We start from the raw sequence: 18975 nt of genomic DNA on the forward strand, positions 1-18975 counted from the left end.
GACGAGTTCGGCGGTCTCGCCCGAGTCGGTGAGGTCGACCTGGAAGAACTCCGCCCCCGCGGGCCCGCCGTCGGCGGGGAGCCGCCGGTCGAGGCCGATTACGTCGTAGCCGTCGGCGAGCAGTCGCTCTACGATCCACCGTCCGGCGCCACCGAGCGCACCGGTGACGACGATGCTCGAGGAGTCTGTGGTCACGGGCGGACAGTTGGCGGGTGCACTAATGAAACCCACGGAGAGCGGGGCTTCGGCCGGTCGACGTGAGCCACTGTTCAGAGAGTTCTCCCGCTCGCGGGGGTATCCATAGAAACGCATAAACCACCGGCGGCGGAACACGGCGGCATGGGTACTGAAACGGGTGCGCCCGTGAGCGTCGACGGAAAGACGGCGGTCGTCATCGGCGGGACGCGAGGGATCGGCCGAGCGATCGCGCTCGGATTCGCCGAGAACGGCGCGGACGTCGTGGCGACGAGCCGGTCACAGGACGCCGTCGAGGACGTGACGGCGGAACTCCGCGAGCGCGGCGCGACGACGACGGCGGTCACGTGCGACGTAACCGACACCGAGTCGATCGAGGCGCTCCGAGACGCCACGATCGAGGAGGTCGGGGACGTCGATATCCTCGTCAACTCGGCGGGGACGGTCGCTCAGTCCGCCGTGACGGAGATGAGCGACGAGGAGTGGCAGCGGGACATCGACGTCTGCCTCACCGGGGTCTTTCGGGCGTGCCGGGCGTTCGGGCGGGCCATGGACGACGGCAGCATCATCAACATCTCCTCGATGTCAGCCGATCAGGCCCGCGAGGAACGAGCGGCCTACTGCGCCGCGAAGAGCGGCGTCAACGGGCTGACCCGCGCGGTGTCCGCGGACCTCGCGCCGGACGTCCGCGTGAACGCCATCGCTCCCGGGTTCGTCAAGACGGAGATGGCCGGGCCGAAACTAGAAGCGGGGTCGGCGTTCCGCGAGACCGTCGACGAACGGACGCCGATGAGCCGCGTCGCCACGCCCGACGAGATGGTCGGCACGGCCATCTACCTCGCGAGCGACGCCGCGTCGTTCACGACGGGCGAGATCGTCACGGTCGACGGCGGCTACGACGACAGCGCACAGTAGTCCCTACAGCCCGTAGAGTTCCGTCGGCCGGTCGTACGCCACGTGCTCGACGAGCCGCTCGGCGTTGTCGGAGGGGATCCGTCCCCGCTCGACCATCTCGCCGACGACGGTCGCGAGCGTTCGGCGGAACATCTCGAACCGGGCGCCGTAGGAGACGACCTTCCGGGAGTCGCTAACCATCCCGGCGTAGTTGGCGAGCAGGTCGACGGCCGCGACCCGCTCGAGCTGGTTCTCGATCCCGAGCGGACTGTCGTTGAACCACCACGCCGGCCCGATGCTCACGGTGGGGTAGGTGCGGGCGACGACCGTCGCGCTCGGGTAGTGGGTCGGGTCGAGGGTGTAGAGGACGATCTCCATCTCCCCGTCGAAGGCGTCGAAAAAGTGATCGAGTCCTGAGACTAGGTCGATGTCCTGCGTCGAGACGTCACCGCCCGCGTTCGGCCCGACGTCCTCGGAGAGGGTATCGCGGTAGTCGCGGACCGCCCCAATGTGGAGCTGGGTCACCCAGCCGGCCTCGCTGTTCAACTCGCCGACGAACTCCAGCAGGTAGGCCCTGTAGTCGCGGATCTCGGCTTCCTCGAGGCTCGCGCCGCGCCGCGCTTTCGCGTAAATTTCGCCGGCGCGCTCCTCGCTGACCGGCCGCGATATCGGCTCGGTCCCCATCCCGATGTCGCACGCGACGCAATCGTGATCGACGAAGTAGTCGTGGCTCTCCGCGAGAGCGTCGAGGAATCCCTCGAAACCGTCGACGTCGGCGTCGGTCACCGCGTCGAGCTCCGAAACGAACGCCGACCACTCGGCGGTCTCGATCTTCAGCGCCCGATCCGGCCGCCAGGTAGGGCGGATGTCGACGTCGTCGATCTCGTCCTCGGCCCGCTCGTGGTACTCGAGTCGCGACGTCGGGTCGTCGCTGCTGCAGAGGACCTCGACGTTCATCTCGCGGAGCACCGCCTGCGGCCGCATTTCCGGTTCGGCGAGTTGCGTCTTCGTCTCCGCCCAGATCTCGTCGGCGGTGTCCGCGTTCAGGGGTTTCTCGATGCCGAAGCGCCGCTGGAGGTCGAGGTGGACCCAGTCGTAGGTGGGGTTTCCCGCGAAGTCCGGAAAGACCGCCGCGAGCGCATTCCACTTCTCGCGATTGTCGGCGTCGCCGGTGATCTTTTCCTCGGGGACGCCGCGCTTGCGCATGAGCTGCCAGACGTAGTGATCGGTCGCACCCTCGACCTCCCAGACGTCGCTCCAGGGCTCGTTTTCGACGACCTCCTCGAGGTCGATGTGGTTGTGCGGGTCGACGATCGGGAGATCGGCGATGGCCTCGTAGAGCTCCGCGGCGGCCTCCGTGTCGAGCAGATACCGCTCGTCCATGAATCCCATGGGCGACTCTGTTTCGAGGGCGGCAATAAAACCTCGGAACGGAACCGCCGCCGGCGCGTTCAGGAGCGCGTCTGCTCCAGCAGTCCCTTCATGTACCCGACGGCGAACAGCCGGCCCATGTCGGTGTAGCCGGCCTGGGTCTCCTCGCGGTCGCCCTCGCCGAGCATCTTCGGGACGTGATCGGGACGAATCGGGCCGTCGAATCCGACTTCGCGGTAGGCGTCCATCGCCGCGAGCATGTCGGTCTGTCCCTCCTCGTGCCACGTTTCGACGAACTCCTCGGCGGTCCCTTCCACGTCGCGGAAGTGGACGAAGTGGATCCGGTCGCCAAAGCGCCGGACCGTCTCGGGGACATCCGCGCCCATCGCCGAGAAGTTCCCCTGACAGAACGTCAGCCCGTGATTCGGACTCTCGTGAAGGTCCAGAATCCGCTGGACGTTCTCGACGGAATTGACGAGTCGAGGGACACCGCGAACGGACGCCACCGGCGGATCGTCGGGGTGGAGCGCGAGGTCGACGCCGGCCTCCTCGGCGACGGGAACGATCTCGTCGAGGAAGTACTCGAGGTTCTCCCACAGTTCCGCCTCGGTGACGTCGACCGGGCACTCCGGCGCGCGTTCGGACTGTTCGTGGTCGTAGGCCGTGGTTCGGGAGTCACCCCGCAGCGGGACGGCGTCGGACGTGCGGATCACGCCGACCGGGTTCTCCGTCCACACCCAGGAGTAGACGTCGATACCGACCCGTCCCATGTTTCGAAGCAACTGCTTGACCGTCTCGATCTCCTCGTCGCGGCCGGATCGGCCTAGTACAGTGTTCGTCATCGGCGGGCGGTCCTCGACGACCTCGAGCGACAGACCGTGGTCCGCGAACCGGTTCCGAGTCCGGAGTAGCGAGTCGAACGTCCACCACTCCTCTTCGCCCCAGAAGCGGACGACGGCCGTCGACAATCCGAGCTGTCTGGCGAGCGTCCACCGCCGGTCGGGAGACGGCGGGAGCATCAGCGTCGTGTTCACACGTCCCCTTCGGTAAGCCCGATAATAGATGTTGTGCGACGCATCGCTGATCGGGTGGCACGATTACCACTGGTAAACCGAGTAACGATCCGGGGAGAGGACTGCACGAGCGGAACACACCGGTACCTGTCCCTCACTGTTAAATAACAAGCTGTGAAACGGTTCAGTTACGATAACAATACCCATGACAGAGAATTTTCCCAGCGGCGAGAGGAGACGACGAACCGTCCTGAAATCGCTCGGCGTCCTCGGCGTTACGGCGGCGGCCGCCGGCCCCGCCGTGACGGCGCAGGAATCGGCCGGCTCAACCGCGGACTACCATCAGGCGCTTCGGGACGAACTCACCGCCTCGAGCCGCCAACAGAAACAACTCCCGGCGGGGTCGTACGTTTACGGAACGACGGAGGAGGCGGCGATCGATGCGTTCTCGCTCGAGGGAGGCGGGACGGAGACGGAGATCCAAGTCGACACGGACGCCGTCTCGATCACGAAAGCCGAACGGCTCGAAATTCCCGACGCCAGCGACGACCCGGCGGAGTACGCGTATCGCGGGGAGATCACCGACCGCTCCTTCGACGAGGGGGAGCTGCTCTTGGCCGTCGCGTACGTGCGAAGCGAGTCCGACGATTCCGAAGCGAACGCAGCGTTCGGGTATCGAGACGCGGAGTCAGACGGGATCGCGTCCGGCGACAACTTCGTCCAGCGCGGCGCGGCTATCGAGCCGAGCGGCGAGTGGATGCGATACTTCTTCCCCATCGAGGTCGACTCGAAACCGGCTGGAACGGACCAGATCCCGACGCTCGAGTTCCACACCGGCTACGCCGAGCAGACGATCGAGTTCGGAGGGATCGCGCTGTTCGATTACGGTGAGTCGGACGTCTCGCTCGAGACGCTCCCGCCGTACGACTACGAGGGGCGGGCCGAGGACGCCGAGTGGCGCGAGGCCGCCCGCGACCGAATCGAGGAGATCCGGAAGACGGACATCGAGGTGGCGGTGCTCGATCCCGGCGGCCAGCCGATGGACGGGGCGACGGTCGACCTCGAGATGACCGACCACGAGTTCGACTTCGGCAGCGCCGTCTCCGTCGAGCACGTCACCGGCGAGAGCGAGGACGACGAGCGCTACCGGGAGACGTTCCTCGAGAACTTCAACAGGGCCGTCGTCGAGAACGGGCTGAAGTATCCCGCCTGGGAGGGCGACTGGGACATCGACAACGACGCGACCAGAGCGACGCTCGAGTGGCTCAACGAGCGCGACATCCCGACGCGCGGCCACTACCTCCTGTGGGAGGAGTACAACAACGCCGGCGGCGGGGGCATGAACGTCGACCCCGACCAGTCCGCCGCGGAGATCGAGGCGGAGATTTCAGAAAAAATCGAAAACCACGCCACCGAGTTCGAGGGCCAGGTCTCCGACTGGGACATGCACAACCACCCGATCTGGCAGTCCAATTTCCGCGACGACGACGAGTTGGGATGGGACGCCGTCGACCGCTGGTGGTCGGTCGCCGACGAGGCCACGGACGCCGGACTCTACACCAACGAGATGGGTGCCATCGGCGGCCAGTGGCAGCGGAGTCAGTACTACGATTACATCTCCTCCCTGGTCGAGAACGACTACCCGATCGACGGGATCGGACTCATGGGTCACCACCAGCAGCAGTACAACCAGCTGCTCGACGTCGCGGACATGATCGCCGGCTTCGATCAGTTCGCGGAGTTCGGGCTCCCGCTCCTCGTCACCGAGTTCGACATCGAGATTTTCGACCGGCGAAACGCACAGGACGTCGCGGTCCAGGCGGACTACCTCCGGGACTTCCTCACGGTGGCGTTCAGCAAGGAAGCCGTGGAAGGCGTCCTCTCGTGGGGCTTCTGGGCGGACGACCACTGGCGGCCGACGGGTGCCTACTACGATTCCAACTGGAGCCTGCGAGCCCACGGCGAGCAGTTCCGGGAACTCGTCTTCGAGGAGTGGTGGACCGACGAGACCGGCGAAACCGACGACGACGGCATCTACACCACACGCGGCTTCAAGGGAAGCTACACGGTCACCGCCGAGAAGGGGGCCCTGTCCGGCGAGACGACCGTCACCGACGACGAGACGGAATCGGTGACGGTCGAGCTCACCCCGCCGGGGAAGGGCGACAAGGGTTCGAAGGGGAAGGGCTCGACGGGTAGCAACTGATCACCGCCTGACGTTCGATCACTGGACCCTCCCTAGAGGCGAACGGAGATTCGAAACTGATCGACCGCTCCGCGGCCTTCTCCGGCAGTCGACACCGACTGTCGTATTACGACGGATGCGTCCCCCAAACGCGTTTCGTCGCTCGCCGTAACTTCGCCGCCTGTCCCCCGAACGAAGGGTCTCTCGAGGCGCGCTGTCACGTCGGACCATCACTGTGCGAGTCGGCATCAAGCACCGCTGGTGAGGCGAGGCAGCCTGGTCAGTTCATCGATACCGTCACGTAGCCCGGGAAGTTCAGAATGAGCTTCTGGGTCGTGTCGCCGAACACGGCCTTCCCGGTCGGGGACCGCTGCTGTCCGATGGTGAAGAGATGGTCGCAGCCGCGTTTCTCGGCGAGGTCGATGATGCGATCGGCATCGGGCTCGTCGGTGACGTCAGTCACGACGGACCACTCCACATCGACGTCGTCGAGGGCCTCGGCGGCGAGCGAATCGGCGATCTGTTCGGCGATGCCGATTGCTTCCTCGTCACTGTAATCCTTGTTCTCGATGCGACCGATCTGATCCAGACTCGAGACCGACTCCTCGAACTGCTCCTCGCTGAGCGGCGAGTAGAGGATCAGGTCGGCGTCCGCGCCGGTCGCGTACGCTGCGGCTTCGCGGAGCAAGTCACTACCGCCATCGCGGTCGTTGAGGACGACTAATGTGTCTTCCATGGAGCGTCTCACGTCCTCGTTCCGTATAATACTAAGGCTCGTCTGACGGTCAGCGGGGGACGCCCGTTAGCCGGCTCCGCCGTTCTCCGTTACGGGTCGTTCACTAGACTTTTGCTGATTGCGTCGAACTACTTACTATGTCAGTGAGTGACTACGTACGAGGCGTGCGAGAGCGCGACTGGGAGGAACTGGACTCGGGAACGCTCCGTCTCGCCATGGTCGGACTCGGCTGGTGGACGCGCGAACAGGCGATCCCCGCCGTCGAAAGGTCGGAGTTCTGCGAGACGACCGTCGTCGTTAGCAGGACCCACGAGAAAGCCGCGGACGTCGTCGCGACGACGCCGAGCGTCGAGGTCTCGCTCACGTACGAGGAGTTCGCGGAGGGAGAATCGGTTGACGAGTACGACGCCGTCTACGTCTGTACCCCGAACGCGCTCCACCTGCCGTACGCAGAGGCGGCCGCCGAGCACGGAAAACCGATCCTCTGTGAGAAACCGCTCGAGGCGACGGCCGAGCGCGCCGAGGAACTCGTCGCGGCCACCGAAGACGTCCCCCTGATGGTCGCCTACCGAATGCAGACCGATCCGGGGGTTCGACGGATGCGCGAACTCGTCGCCGACGGGGCAATCGGCGATCCGGTGGCCGTCCACGGGCACATGGGCCAGCAGATGCTCGACGTCGTCTCCGGCGACCCCGACCAGTGGCGGCTCGACCCCGACCTCGCGGGGTACGGCGCGACGGTGATGGACCTCGGTATCTACCCGCTCAACACCGCCCGATTCGTCCTCGATGCCGACCCCGTGAGCGTGACCGCACAGATGCGCTCCGACGACGAGGCGTTCCGAGAGGTGCCCGACCAGCACGCCACCTTCACGATCGAGTTCGACGACGGGACGTACGCCGCCTGCACGGCGAGCCAGCATGCCTCCCTCTCGGGACACCTCCGGATCGTTGGCACCGACGGCGAGTTGCTACTCGAGCCGACGTTCCTCGGCGAGTCGCCCCAGACGGTGACCCTCCGGATGGACGGCCGAGAACTGCAACTCGACGACGGTCGGCGCGACGTGTTCGGCGACGAGATGACCGAGGAGTTCGACTACTTCGCGGACCGCGTCCTCCGAGTGGAACCGATCTCGCCCGACGGCGACCACGCGCTCGTCGATATGCGGGTGCTCGCGGCGATCTACGAGGCGGCCGAGACCGGGAGTGAAGTGTCGGTTCGGTAAATGGAACGGATCGAATCGGACTCGGCGATCTATCCGACCACAGTCGTAGTCGCTACCGTCCGCCGGTAGCCGGCTCGTTCTTCCCCTGTTGCTCGAGGATCTCGACGAGTCGGTCCGCGAACTCGACGGTTCGTCTGGGAAGCCCGTATCGTTCGGTTCCCATATCGTACTCGCGGAGCTCGGACACCGTTTCTTCGGTGTGGGGCATCGTCGTCACCGTCTCGCGAACGTCTATCTCGAGCACGCCGTCGTCGGTTTCCAGCCACGGCTGCGTCCGCTGTTTCTGGTCGTACTCGATCGAGTGCGTCTCGTCACCGATCGCGTCGACGACGTCGTCGATCGCACCGATTTCGATCCGGTCGTCCTCGGCAGTGAGGAAGAGCGTCCCGTCGACGGAATCGGGCTCGTAGCGTGTCATCAGCGGAACGTACAGCCGCTCGCATAATAATAGTGGTGTCGCCGGTCGGGGTACCCTCGAGATCCGAGAGGAGTCGATCGATCGCGACCGAACGCGAGGGGAACGGCGCGTCTCAGTGCTCCGCGAGCTCTTCGCGCGTCTCGACGGCCCCTTCGAGGGGTTCGCTGTCCCAGTACTCGTGATTCGGATCCTCGCGGAAGCAGGCGGCTTTCCCGTCCCCATCAGAAACCTCCTGGAGGTCCGGGTGCTCCTCGCGACAGGCCTCGCGAGCGACGGGACACCGCGTGTGGAACCGACAGCCCGAGGGCGGATCGACCGGGTTCGGAACGTCGACCTCTCTGAGCGGTGGCTCGCTGGCCTCCATCGAATCGAGATCGAGATCCGGCGTCGCCCACCGGAGCACTTCGGTGTACGGATGGCGCGGATCGTGGATGAGGCGCTCGGCGGTGCCGATCTCCACGATCTCTCCCAGGTACATGACGGCGATTCGGCCGTCGCCGTGCTCGGCGAAGTACCGCGCGTTCGAGAGGTCGTGGGAGATGAAGAGGAACGAGGTTTCGAACTCCTCCTGCAGTTCCAACATCAGGTCCATGATCTCGATGCGCAACGAGACGTCGACCGCGCTGATGGCCTCGTCGGCGAGGATCGCGTCCGGATTCATCAGCAGTGCGCGAGCGAGTGCGACGCGTTGCTTCTCGCCGCCCGAAAGCTGGTGGGGGTACCGATCGAGGAACTCGTCGGCCGGAGCCATGCCGATGCGCTCGAGCAGAGAGTGCATCCGACTCCGGCGCTCGGTCCGGTTGATGTTCGGATGGGTGTGCCTGAGCGGTTCCGAGAGAATGTCGACGATGCGTCGGTTGGGGTTGAGCGCACTCCCCGGATCCTGGTGGATGATCTGGAGCGCCGACCGGATATCGTCGTACGGAATCTCGCCGCCGCCCTTTTTCGCCTCCCAGATATCTTGGCCGCGGTACTCGATCGAGCCGCCGGTCGGCTCTTGGAGGCCGATCATCGTCTTCCCGAGCGTCGTCTTCCCGCAGCCGCTCTCGCCGAGGAGACAGACGAGATCCTGTTCTTCGATATCGAGCGAGACGCCGTCGACCGCTCGGACGACGCGGGGGTCTTCGGTGAACCGCTCGAACAGCCCTTGTTCCTCCTCGAAGTGGACCTCGACGTCGTTGAGCGAGAGGAGCGGCGTCTCGACCGGCTCCTCGTGACGTGTTTTCGCGATCGGTTCCGCCGTCTCGGCGGAAGCGGTGTTCTCGAAGTCGTCGCTCGTCTTACCGAAGTTGAGCTCGATCTCTTCGCGGGCTTGCTCCCAGTGGTGACACGCCGACCGGTGAGCGGTGTCGTCCCCGTCGACCGAGGCTAACGGCGGATCGTCCGTCCGACACTTTTCCGTCGCGAGCGGACACCGCGGTTCGAACCGGCAGCCGGACGGGAGGTTCACCGGAGCGGGGCCTTCGCCCGGAATCGGCTGCATCTCCGCCAGCGGTGCATCGATGTTCGGCGTCGCGTTCAACAGCTTTCGCGTGTACGGGTGCGCCGAGTTACCGATAATCTCGTCGCGCGGCCCGATCTCGGCGAACTGGAACGCGTAAATGATCGCCATCCGGTCGGCAAGCGACGCGACCAGCGGCAGGTCGTGGGTGATGAAGACGATCGTCAGGTCGTACTCGCTCTGCAAGTCGTCGAGTAACGTCAGAATCGACCGCTGCATCAGCAAGTCGAGCGCGGCCGTCGGCTCGTCCATCACCAGCACTTCCGGGTCCAGGACCATACTCAACGCGATCAGGGCCCGCTGTTGCATCCCACCCGAGAGTTCGTGGGGGTACGCGTCGAGGACCCGCTCCGGCTCGAGATAGAGGTTCTCGAGGAGTTCGCGGGCGAACTCGAGCCCCTCCGAGACGTTCTTGTCGTGGGCCTTGAGCGTCTCCGTAAAGTGAGCCCCGACCTTCATCGTCGGATTGAACGAACTCATCGCGCCCTGGAACACCATCGACACCTCTTCCCAGCGGAACTGTCGGAGTTCCTCGTCGTTCAACTCGAGGAGGTCGACCGACGAACCGTCCCGCCGGTTGTACGTGATCTGCCCGGAGAGGACGCCGGGATCGGGAATGGCATCGAGCAGTGCGGAGGCGAACATCGACTTGCCGCTCCCGCTCTCGCCGACGATACCGAGGACTTCGTTCCGCTCGATACTGACGTTGACGTTCTCGAGGACGCGCGTGTTGCCCTCGTTGTAGGTAACGCTCGTGTTTCGGACCTCGAAGATCGGATCTTCGACGGTCTCCTGTGATACGACTCGATCGCTAGATGTGCTGTCGATAGCCATTATATCATCTCCGTCGTCGTGTCGGTTTCCTCCTCCTCGATAGACTCGGATTCTCCGGTGAGACGGGTCCGGACGCGTGGGTTGAAGATCCGGTCCATCCCCTGACTCAGCAGGACGAGCCCGAACGCCAGCCCGACGATGGCGACGATCGGGACGAGGAGCCAGTGAAAGGCGTCCATCGAGAACAGGCCGCCTTGACGGTACCCGTTATTCAATGTAACGCCCCAGTTCTGTCCCGTGTAGGGCAACACGCCGATGAAGTACAGACCGACGGACGCGAAGATCGTGTAGCGTGCGGCGAACACGAAGTTGACCATTACGTACGGCATGATGTTCGGCAGCACGTCCTTGATGATGATGCGTATCGAACTCGTCCCCATCGTACGGGACGCTTCGATGTAGCTCTCCTCTCGGATCGAGAGGACCTGTGACCGGATCGAACGACCCAGCCCGGCCCAGTAGTTGACCGTCAGGACGACCCCGAGGAGAAGCGGGTTCTCCGGGCTCAGCGCGATCGCCAGGACGATGACGAGCGGGAGCCCCGGAATCGCCATGAAGAAGTCGGAGATGGCCGTGATGACGGTGTCTATCGCGCCGCCCTTGTACCCCGAGACGGTGCCCACTACGACTGCGAGAGTGGTCGCCCACACCCCGCCCGCGAGCACCATCAGGAGGATGAACGGCGTCGAGTCGATGATCAGGGCCAGCATATCGACCCCCGAGCGGGTCGTCCCGAGCGGATACGCCATGTTCTCGAACGGAGTGAGTAACGGCCCGGCCTGATTCGGACTGGCATCGCGCCAGAGCCCGAGCAGGTCGACGACCGCCATGAGGAGGTAGACGCTCAGGATGACAACCCCGATCCGAGTCCGTCTGTCAGACCATGCGACGGCGGCGGGCACGTAGATCTTCTGCTCGTAGAACTCGTTCAGTCGGTCGCGGCGACTCATCTCGACGTCTGACGTTTCCGAGCGCCAGTCGATGCCGTCGGCGGCGGTATCGGGTTCAGTACTCATCTGACTCACCTGCACTGATACGCGGATCGATCAGCCCGTACGTCAGATCGGCGATGTAGACCCCGACGACGAGCGTGACCGTGATGATCAGGAAGCATCCCATCATCAGTGGGTAATCGTTCGCATTGACCGCCTCAATCATGCGGTAGCCGAGACCGGGGTACGAGAAAATTTCCTCGAGCACGACGGTCCCCCCGAGCCGGAACCCGATTATCAGGATGAACCCCGTATACATCGGGAGGATGGCGTTCTTGGCGACGTACCGAGTGGCGATCCGGCCGTCGGAGAGACCACGCAGTCTGGCGACTTCGACGTACTCCTCGCCGAGCACCTGAATGCCGTTCCCGCGCATGTTGAGGGCCGTCGATCCGACCCCGCCGATCGTAAACGCCAGAATCGGGAGCGCAGCGTGGTAGAGCACGCTCGAGAAGTACTGGAGGGGGAGCGAGGCGTCGAGGCCTCGCTCGACGGCGTTCCCGGTCGGGAACCACCGGAGCTGGAACGCCAGGAAGAACAGGAGGATCACGGCGAAGATGTAGTAGGGGATCGACATCAGGAGAATCGATCCGCCCGATGCGATCTGATCGAACCGCGAGCCTTCCCAGTACGCCTGGATCGCGCCGAGCAACACGCCGATGACGAACATGAGTATCGTGGACGTCACGACGAGGAAGACGGTCCAGGGGAGCGCTTCGGCGATCACGTCTATGACGGGCTTGTTGAGCGAGATCGACTGGCCCAGATCCAACTGGACGACACCGATCATGTAGTCGATGTACTGTTGCCAGAGCGGTGCGTCAGGTCTGATGTTCTGCAGTGCCTCGATACGCGCGTCGACCTGATCAGCGGGGACCCCCTGCTGGAGGAGTTCTAGCCGTAACTGCGAGAACGGACCGCCGGGAAGCAGCCGGATCAGGCCAAAGCTGAGCGTCGCCACTGCGAGGATAGTCAACGGAATTTGTAACGTCCGTTTAAGGTAATAGTTCATTGTAACTAATGATAAAAATGGAATCGTGTGGCTGACTCAACCGTCGTACTGGAGTTCACCCTCGTGGGGCCACCAGAACTGTGGCCACTTGACCTGCCGATTGGGGCTGTCCTCGTCGGCGATCGACCACTCGTCGTCAGTCACCCAGGATTGCTCGTGCTTGGACACGAGCCCGAGGAAGGGGAGTTCGATGTGGTTGTGCCACGCCGCCTCCTGGACGTACGGCCTTGCCTCCTCGTCGGTCGGTTGCCGTGCGATCTGGTCGACCACATCGAGCGGGGTGAGCGACATCTCTCCGCCGTCTCTGCCGGGAATCGTCTGCTCGGATTGCGCCTTCTCCCGGTAGTTATGACCGCCGCCGATCTCCTCTTCCCACAGCTGGTAGCGCAGCGGGAAGTACGGGAACGACGATCGCGATCCGCCGGGCAGCCAGTAGAGGCTCCCCATCGCGAAGTTGCTGTTGGAGTACTGATTGAACCAGTCGTTCGTCGGTCTCGTGCTGACCGAGAAGTCGAAGCCGAAGTCGTTCAGCTGGTGGACGACGGTCTCGGACATGCTCGTCCAGTCCGTCCATCCCCCGGGAGAGTAGTAGTCCCCGCCGATGGAATCCCCGCTGGAGTCCTGCCAGGTTCCGCCGTCAAGCGTGTATCCGGCGTCCTCGAGCAACTGGGTCGCCTCGTCGGTCTGACTCTCATCAGCGCCGTAGGTCTCGAAGTCACCCTGCCAGTCGTCGAGCCAGTACTCTTGGTCCTTGGGTGCGATACCGCAGGGCGACGGCGTCACGAACTTCGACCGCGGACCGGCGTTGTCGACGAGACTCTGTCGGTTGATGACGTGTGCGACCGCCTGTCGAACCGCTCGCTGTCCGAAGTGAGGATCGTCGTGATTGAACACGATACCGTAGCCCCACTTGGCCGGAATCTGGACCTCGACGACGTGGTCCGGGAACTGGTCGACGATATCCGGCGGCGCAAACAGGCTCGGAGCGGCGTCGGCGTCCGTCCCCGATATGAGTGCCTGATGCTGAGCGGTGTTCCCACCGTATCTCTCGATCATGAACGTCTCGATGTTGACGTTGTCGGCGTTGTAGAACTCGGGATTCTGTTCGAACTCGAACGCCTGCTCGTCCTTGCTCACGAACGAGAACGGCCCACTGGCAACGGGGTCCTCCCACGCCCACTGGAGGAATTCCGACACGTCCTGGTCCAGGAACTGTTCGTGGACATCCGCTTTCGTATCGACGAAGAAGTTCGTGAGTTCGAACTTGAGGATCCGCGGGTTCGTCGGCCCGGAGAGTATCAGACGCGCGGTCCTGTCGTCGACGATCTCGTAGTCCTCGAGATACCCCCAGAGCGAACTGCCGGACATCTCTGCCAACTCGAGCTGGACGTCGAGATCGTCGGTCGTCCAGTCGTCTCCGTCGTCCCACTTCAGATCGTCGCGGAACGTCAGCGTCACTTCCTGCTCTTCAACCTGTAAGTCGTCGAGCGCCCCGAGGATAAACTCGTCCTCGCCGAACGAGTACTTCAGAAACGGAGCGAATACCGATCGCCCCGCGGGCCAGCGGTAGTTCTGTACGCCCGACGTGTTGAAGTGAAGATCGGCCGGGTTGCCAGTGTACGCGTTGACGAACGTGCCATCCTCCGATCCACCACCCACGCAGCCAGCGAGCGCGGCCGCCCCTGACGCACCTGCCACCGTTAACATTTTCCGGCGACTGATCGCATCGCTATAGTCACCGGGACTGCTATCTGTTCCCATACCTGTGAACGATAACCACAGTCAGTAATAAACATTGTGATTTGTAGTTGTCACGATTCGGCTCTGAGAGCGACCTGCGTTGATGCGCGTTTTCGTTCTCTCGGGCGGATGCTGGGAACCTGAAGCGGACGATCCACGACCGGACGAGCGATCGACCACTATCGTTTTACCGGTCGCCGACGACGATTTGACCGTCTCTCGATGAATCAGTACGACGATTGCTGGCTTCGGTACGATCGCGCGGCTGGTGAGAACCGACTCGACTCCTACCACCGCCGGTGTAGACACGCGTACGTCGCCGAAAAGTCCCCCGAGTGCGGCGCGATCCGGGACGAACTCCGACGAGCGCTGCCCGGACTTCTCGAGGCGGACCCGCACCTCTGGCACCATCCGCCGACCACGGTCGACGGTTTTCTCGCCATCGGCACCCCGGACGACATGGCGATGATCGCCGAGTCGGTTCCGATCGACGACGTCGCCGACCTCGAGGACGGCGGATACCTCATTCGGTCGGTCACGTGGAACGGCGCGGACTGCCTCGTCGTCACAGCGTCCACCGATCGGGGGTTAGTGTACGGAACGTTCCACCTCCTTCGGCTGCTCGGCACCGGCGAACCGATCGACGACCTCGACGTGCGCGAGGAGCCGGCGTACGCGAACCGGTTGCTCAATCAGTGGGACACGCCCTTCCATCGCTCGGTCGAACGCGGATACGCCGGCGAGTCGATCTTCGACTGGGAACGACTGCCCGACCTCCGGTCGCGATACGAAGATTACGCCCGCCTGCTGGCCTCCGTCGGGATCAACGGTATCGTCCTCAACAACGTCAACACGACGAAGCCGCAGCGAGCGAGCGCGAACGCCGCGTTCGACGAGTTCGAGGGATGGCAATTGCTCGAGTCGCACCGACTCGAGGACCTCACCGGGCTCGCGTCGCTGTTCCGCCGGTACGGCATCCGGCCGTACCTCTCGGTCAACTTCGCGGCGCCGATGCTCGTCGGCGACCTCGACACCGCCGACCCGCTCGAGGAAGACGTCCGGGAGTGGTGGCGGAGGAAAGCTGACGAGATATACGACCTCGTGCCGGATTTCGGCGGCTTTCTCGTCAAGGCCGACTCGGAGGGGCAGCCCGGCCCCTACGACTACGACCGCGATCACGTGGACGGCGCGAACGCGATCGCACAAGCGCTCGAGCCACACGGCGGGCGCGTCTGGTGGCGCGCCTTCGTCTACGGCTCGCACGAGGACCGGGCGGTACAGGCCTACGACACATTCGAACCGCTGGACGGCGAGTTCGCTGAGAACGTCACCGTCCAGATCAAGAACGGACCGATCGACTTCCAGCCTCGCGAGCCCGTATCGACGCTGTTCGGCGCGATGCCGGAGACGGACCTCGGGCTCGAGTTGCAGATAACCCAGGAGTACACCGGGCAGGGCGTCCACGCGACCTATCATCTCCCGATGTGGAAGGAGATCTTCGAGTTCGACACGCACGCGGACGGCGAGGGGACGCCGGTGCGTTCGCTCTTCCGCGGCGACGGCGAGGGCGCCGTCGGCGTCGGCAACGTCGGGGAGGACTACAACTGGACGGGTCACTACCTCGCCCAGGCGAATCTCTACGCGTTCGGTCGGGCAGCCTGGAATCCCGACCGCTCCGCTGAGGCGATCACCCGCGAGTGGGTCCGGCTGACGTTCGGCACCGACGAGGACGTCGTCGACACCGTCACCGAGATCCTCCACGGCTCGTGGGAGGCATGCATTAATTACGAAACCGGCGGCCTCGGACTCATGCACATGATGCACAACGGCGAGGAGTACCTCGAGAACCATTACTACCCGTCGCCCGAGGAGTGGCCCGGCTACCACGGCGCGAGCGAGGACGGGATCGGCGTCGACCGAACCGAGAGCGGAAGCGGCTACGTCACGCAGTACCGCGATCCGGTCGCCGAGCGCTACGGCTCCGTCGAGACCTGCCCCGAGGAGTTGCTCCTCTTCTTCCACCACCTTCCCTGGGACCACGAACTCGCGGACGGAACGACCGTCGTCCAGCGACTCTACGACAACTGCTTCGCGGGCGTCGAGGAGGTCGAACGACTCCGGGACCTGTGGCGCTCGATCGAGGGACGCGTCGACGAGCGGCGATACCGCCACGTCGCCGAGCGGTTCGACGAACAGGTCGCACAGGCCGAGCGGTGGCGGGACGTATTCACGTCGACCTTTCGGGAGTACTCGGACATCCCCGACGAGCGAGGGCGCGCTCGAGACGAGTAGTTCGAGTCCGCGCTGCGATCACCGATACATTTTTTACGCGTGTTCTCAACTCACACACCATGTCGAAAACGTCGACGCTGCTCGACCTCATCGCCGCTCAGCGCGAGCAGATGAAGGTCATCCTCGCCCTGCTGATCATATCGGGGCTCCTCCTCGCGCTCTCGGCCGCGTTCGTCCGGCCCGGCGACCAGGCGTATCCCATCCTCATCATCGATATCGTTCTCGTGGCCGGCGCGTTCGTTTTCTTCAGCGGCGCGTACTGGTACTGCACGAAACGCGAGATGAACGACTGAGCCCGCTCGCTCGGTGCCAGTTCTCGACCCGAGTCCGAGCGACGACGCGTTCGTGCCGTTCCTGAGAAATCGTGATTACGACGCGTCAGCGAGGAAGTTCGCGGTCTCGTCTGCGAGTTCTCGAACGTCCCGGTTGGCGTCCGCCGCAGCCACGTCCCGGAGTTTCGACACGGCGGCGTCATCGCCGAGGTGGCCGAGCGCTCGAACGGTACGCGCACGCACGACGACGCTGTCGTCGTCGAGACGGTCGATCAGGCGGTCGCTCACCGGAGCGATGACCGCCGGCTTTGCCGCCGCCAGTTGGGCGAGCGCGTCGATCGCGCCGCCGGAGATGGCCGGATGCACGTCGTCCAGCAGCGCGAGGAGCGCATCGACGTCGTCGAACGCCGACTGGGGCTCCGATTCGATGGCGGCAACGACGACGTTACTCAGCGTTTGACGGGCGGATATTCGCCGCTTGCGCTCTTCGTCCTCGTGATCCTGTATCGTGCGCCGGGTCACCTCGTCGGTTACCACGTCGCTGAGGTCTTCGCCCTGCGGATCGGGCTCGGTGACTCGAATTCCCTCGAGCAACTGCCGAACGAACGGCGCGACGAGATCGGGGCGCCCGACGACGAGCGTAGCGAGGACCCTCGAACCGGTCAGCTGTACGTCCACGATATCTGCGCCAGCGGTGTCGACGAGGTCGGTCAGCCGCTCCTCGAGCGCCCCCGGATCGCGTTCGGCGACGGTCCTGAGGACGGTGATCGCACGCAGTGCGACCGGGGAGTTATCGTCGTTGGCGAGCGACGCGACCTCGTCGAGGACCGGTCGCACGGCGTCGACTCTCTCCGCGGCGAGCGTTTCACAGACGTCGACGCCTCGCTGTCGAACTAGCGGGTCCGATGACGAGAGCGCGGCGCGCAACTCCGCGTCGTCGATGTCATCCCGGGTTATCGACTCGGAATCGATTCCGTCGATCGGCACTGACGAGTCCATCGTCATACCCGTGTGATACGCATCGGCCGATAAATACGTGCGGGTTGTGTTACCAGACGTCCCGACAGGTGTCTCGACCGTTCGCGTCGTTACTCGACGTCCGCGACGTCAGTCTCGGTGAAGTACGTCCGGCCGGACCGCGGTACTTCCTTCGTCCCGGTTACCTCGAAGGAGGCGGTCGCGGCCACCTCGGCGGCCGAGTAGCCGACGCGGAACTCGTAGGGTCCCTCTTCGACAGTCAGGTCGAAGTCCCGGTCGTGGTAGGCGAGTTGCGAGGCGTCGACCTCGAAACTGACTCGTTTCGTCTCGCCCGGCTTGAGGGAGACGCGTTCGAATCCGACGAGTTCCTGCACCGGACGGGCCTGGTCGGGATTCTCGGCGTTCGCGTACAGTTGAACGACGTCGTCACCCGCGGTGTCGCCGGCGTTTTCGACGGTCACGTCCGCGGTGATCGTCCCGGCCGGCGGGAGCTCGTCGGTCGACAGCGAGAGGTCGCCGTACTCGAAGTCGGTGTAGCTCAGCCCGTGACCGAAGGGGTAGAGCGGAGCGCTCTCCGTGTAGACGTACTCCTCGTTCGCGGTGTTGGGCTTCCGGTTGTAGTGAACCGGGAGCTGTCCGACCGTGCGCGGGATGGAGACCGGCAGGTGGCCACAGGGGTTGTGTTCGCCGAACAGAGCGGCGGCGACGCCCTCGCCGCCGCGTTCGCCGGGGAGCCACGCCTGCACGACGGCCGGGACCGCTTCTGCGATCCACTCGAGGGAGTGGGGCTTGCCGCTCACGACGACGACCACGACCGGCGTCCCCGTCTCGTGAATTCGTTTGACGAGATCGCGCTGGACGCCGGGAAGTCCCAGATCGACCACGTCACAGCCCTCGCCGCTGGTGGCAACGCTGGGTTTGTTGACCCGCTCTTTATCCGAGTCCGAGAAGTCGACGGCGGAGCGCGCGCCGACGAACGCGAGGGCGACGTCCGCGTCCGCGGCGGTGTCCGCGGCCGCGTCGAACTCGTCCGTCTCGGGACCGGTCGTCGTACAGCCCTGCTCGTAGAGAACCTCGAACCCGTACTCGTCGCTTCGGTCGTGGACGGCACCGAGCGGCGTCGTCGCCTCGAGTTCGACTTCCTCCTCGGGGTAGTGAGCGGGGTAGGCGTAGTCACCCATGAGCTCCTGCGCGTCGTCGGCTTTCGGACCGACGACCGCGACGGAGTCGGTCTCCTCGCCGACGAGGGGAAGCAGGTCGTCCTCGTTTTTCAGGAGCGTCATCGACTCGCGGGCGGCGCGCTCGGTGACCGCTCT

General features: G+C 64.5%; 16 protein-coding genes. 5 read left to right on the forward strand and 11 right to left on the reverse strand.

The window, feature by feature from the left end; translation table 11 throughout:
- Window positions 1-195, reverse strand: a 195-nt coding sequence (locus tag PGX04_RS03455; RefSeq protein ID WP_273737236.1) for an NAD-dependent epimerase/dehydratase family protein, incomplete at its 3' end; no start/stop codon positions are given.
- 144 nt (window positions 196-339) lie between these two features.
- Here PGX04_RS03455 and PGX04_RS03460 point away from each other — a divergent pair.
- The gene (locus tag PGX04_RS03460) at window positions 340-1110 is read left to right on the forward strand and encodes an SDR family NAD(P)-dependent oxidoreductase (RefSeq protein WP_273737237.1); all 771 of its coding nucleotides are present in this window, start codon (window positions 340-342) and stop codon (window positions 1108-1110) included.
- Window positions 1111-1113: 3 nt separating this feature from the next.
- On the opposite strand, the gene uxaC is transcribed toward PGX04_RS03460, so the two are convergent.
- Both uxaC and PGX04_RS03470 read right to left on the reverse strand, forming a co-directional pair.
- Complete coding sequence (gene uxaC / locus PGX04_RS03465; RefSeq protein WP_273737238.1) at window positions 1114-2481, reverse strand: glucuronate isomerase; 1368 nt, start codon at window positions 2479-2481, stop codon at window positions 1114-1116.
- A gap of 59 nt (window positions 2482-2540) precedes the next feature.
- Window positions 2541-3479, reverse strand: coding sequence for a mannonate dehydratase (locus tag PGX04_RS03470; RefSeq protein WP_377042259.1), 939 nt, complete (start codon window positions 3477-3479; stop codon window positions 2541-2543).
- A 199-nt stretch (window positions 3480-3678) separates the two neighbouring features.
- Between PGX04_RS03470 and PGX04_RS03475 the strand changes: the two genes are divergently transcribed.
- Window positions 3679-5679: an endo-1,4-beta-xylanase gene (locus PGX04_RS03475; RefSeq protein WP_273737240.1), complete on the forward strand. Its 2001-nt coding sequence runs from the start codon at window positions 3679-3681 to the stop codon at window positions 5677-5679.
- Between the two features lie 259 nt (window positions 5680-5938).
- Here the strand turns inward: PGX04_RS03475 and PGX04_RS03480 are convergent, their stop codons facing one another.
- Complete coding sequence (locus tag PGX04_RS03480; protein WP_273737241.1) at window positions 5939-6394, reverse strand: universal stress protein; 456 nt, start codon at window positions 6392-6394, stop codon at window positions 5939-5941.
- 137 nt (window positions 6395-6531) lie between these two features.
- Between PGX04_RS03480 and gfo6 the strand changes: the two genes are divergently transcribed.
- A complete protein-coding gene (gfo6, locus tag PGX04_RS03485; protein WP_377042258.1) occupies window positions 6532-7620 on the forward strand; it encodes a D-xylose 1-dehydrogenase Gfo6 in 1089 nt (362 codons plus the stop codon).
- A 52-nt stretch (window positions 7621-7672) separates the two neighbouring features.
- Here the strand turns inward: gfo6 and PGX04_RS03490 are convergent, their stop codons facing one another.
- The 5 genes from PGX04_RS03490 to PGX04_RS03510 form a co-directional block, all read right to left on the reverse strand.
- Window positions 7673-8038, reverse strand: coding sequence for a hypothetical protein (locus tag PGX04_RS03490; protein ID WP_273737243.1), 366 nt, complete (start codon window positions 8036-8038; stop codon window positions 7673-7675).
- A 112-nt stretch (window positions 8039-8150) separates the two neighbouring features.
- A complete protein-coding gene (locus PGX04_RS03495) occupies window positions 8151-10373 on the reverse strand; it encodes an ABC transporter ATP-binding protein (protein WP_273737244.1) in 2223 nt (740 codons plus the stop codon).
- A complete protein-coding gene (locus PGX04_RS03500; RefSeq protein ID WP_273737245.1) occupies window positions 10373-11389 on the reverse strand; it encodes an ABC transporter permease in 1017 nt (338 codons plus the stop codon). The genes PGX04_RS03495 and PGX04_RS03500 overlap by 1 nt, the downstream gene beginning before the upstream one ends.
- A complete protein-coding gene (locus PGX04_RS03505; protein WP_273737246.1) occupies window positions 11379-12377 on the reverse strand; it encodes an ABC transporter permease in 999 nt (332 codons plus the stop codon). The genes PGX04_RS03500 and PGX04_RS03505 overlap by 11 nt, the downstream gene beginning before the upstream one ends.
- 36 nt (window positions 12378-12413) lie before the next feature.
- A complete protein-coding gene (locus PGX04_RS03510) occupies window positions 12414-14084 on the reverse strand; it encodes an ABC transporter substrate-binding protein (RefSeq protein WP_377042260.1) in 1671 nt (556 codons plus the stop codon).
- 255 nt (window positions 14085-14339) lie between these two features.
- Between PGX04_RS03510 and PGX04_RS03515 the strand changes: the two genes are divergently transcribed.
- Both PGX04_RS03515 and PGX04_RS03520 read left to right on the forward strand, forming a co-directional pair.
- On the forward strand, window positions 14340-16409 hold the full coding sequence (locus tag PGX04_RS03515) for an alpha-glucuronidase family glycosyl hydrolase (RefSeq protein ID WP_273737248.1): 2070 nt from the start codon (window positions 14340-14342) through the stop codon (window positions 16407-16409).
- Between the two features lie 59 nt (window positions 16410-16468).
- The gene (locus PGX04_RS03520; protein WP_273737249.1) at window positions 16469-16702 is read left to right on the forward strand and encodes a hypothetical protein; all 234 of its coding nucleotides are present in this window, start codon (window positions 16469-16471) and stop codon (window positions 16700-16702) included.
- A gap of 75 nt (window positions 16703-16777) precedes the next feature.
- On the opposite strand, the gene PGX04_RS03525 is transcribed toward PGX04_RS03520, so the two are convergent.
- Together PGX04_RS03525 and PGX04_RS03530 are read right to left on the reverse strand one after the other, a co-directional pair.
- Window positions 16778-17686: a HEAT repeat domain-containing protein gene (locus tag PGX04_RS03525; RefSeq protein WP_273737250.1), complete on the reverse strand. Its 909-nt coding sequence runs from the start codon at window positions 17684-17686 to the stop codon at window positions 16778-16780.
- 83 nt (window positions 17687-17769) lie between these two features.
- Window positions 17770-18975: glycoside hydrolase family 3 C-terminal domain-containing protein (locus PGX04_RS03530; RefSeq protein ID WP_273737251.1), on the reverse strand; the 1206-nt coding region annotated here is incomplete at its 5' end.

It is taken from the genome of Natrinema soli, from assembly GCF_028618695.1.

What these genes read in the sequence shown, in the direction of transcription:
- PGX04_RS03510 (WP_377042260.1), bottom strand. Translation starts at nt 14,084, where the DNA reads ATGTTAACGGTGGCAGGTGCGTCAGGGGCGGCCGCGCTCGCTGGCTGC.
- gfo6 (WP_377042258.1), top strand. Translation starts at nt 6,532, where the DNA reads ATGTCAGTGAGTGACTACGTACGAGGCGTGCGAGAGCGCGACTGGGAG.
- PGX04_RS03515 (WP_273737248.1), top strand. Translation starts at nt 14,340, where the DNA reads ATGAATCAGTACGACGATTGCTGGCTTCGGTACGATCGCGCGGCTGGT.
- PGX04_RS03490 (WP_273737243.1), bottom strand. Translation starts at nt 8,038, where the DNA reads ATGACACGCTACGAGCCCGATTCCGTCGACGGGACGCTCTTCCTCACT.
- PGX04_RS03520 (WP_273737249.1), top strand. Translation starts at nt 16,469, where the DNA reads ATGTCGAAAACGTCGACGCTGCTCGACCTCATCGCCGCTCAGCGCGAG.
- PGX04_RS03525 (WP_273737250.1), bottom strand. Translation starts at nt 17,686, where the DNA reads ATGACGATGGACTCGTCAGTGCCGATCGACGGAATCGATTCCGAGTCG.
- PGX04_RS03505 (WP_273737246.1), bottom strand. Translation starts at nt 12,377, where the DNA reads ATGAACTATTACCTTAAACGGACGTTACAAATTCCGTTGACTATCCTC.
- PGX04_RS03495 (WP_273737244.1), bottom strand. Translation starts at nt 10,373, where the DNA reads ATGGCTATCGACAGCACATCTAGCGATCGAGTCGTATCACAGGAGACC.
- PGX04_RS03480 (WP_273737241.1), bottom strand. Translation starts at nt 6,394, where the DNA reads ATGGAAGACACATTAGTCGTCCTCAACGACCGCGATGGCGGTAGTGAC.
- PGX04_RS03500 (WP_273737245.1), bottom strand. Translation starts at nt 11,389, where the DNA reads ATGAGTACTGAACCCGATACCGCCGCCGACGGCATCGACTGGCGCTCG.
- PGX04_RS03475 (WP_273737240.1), top strand. Translation starts at nt 3,679, where the DNA reads ATGACAGAGAATTTTCCCAGCGGCGAGAGGAGACGACGAACCGTCCTG.
- PGX04_RS03470 (WP_377042259.1), bottom strand. Translation starts at nt 3,479, where the DNA reads ATGCTCCCGCCGTCTCCCGACCGGCGGTGGACGCTCGCCAGACAGCTC.
- uxaC (WP_273737238.1), bottom strand. Translation starts at nt 2,481, where the DNA reads ATGGGATTCATGGACGAGCGGTATCTGCTCGACACGGAGGCCGCCGCG.
- PGX04_RS03460 (WP_273737237.1), top strand. Translation starts at nt 340, where the DNA reads ATGGGTACTGAAACGGGTGCGCCCGTGAGCGTCGACGGAAAGACGGCG.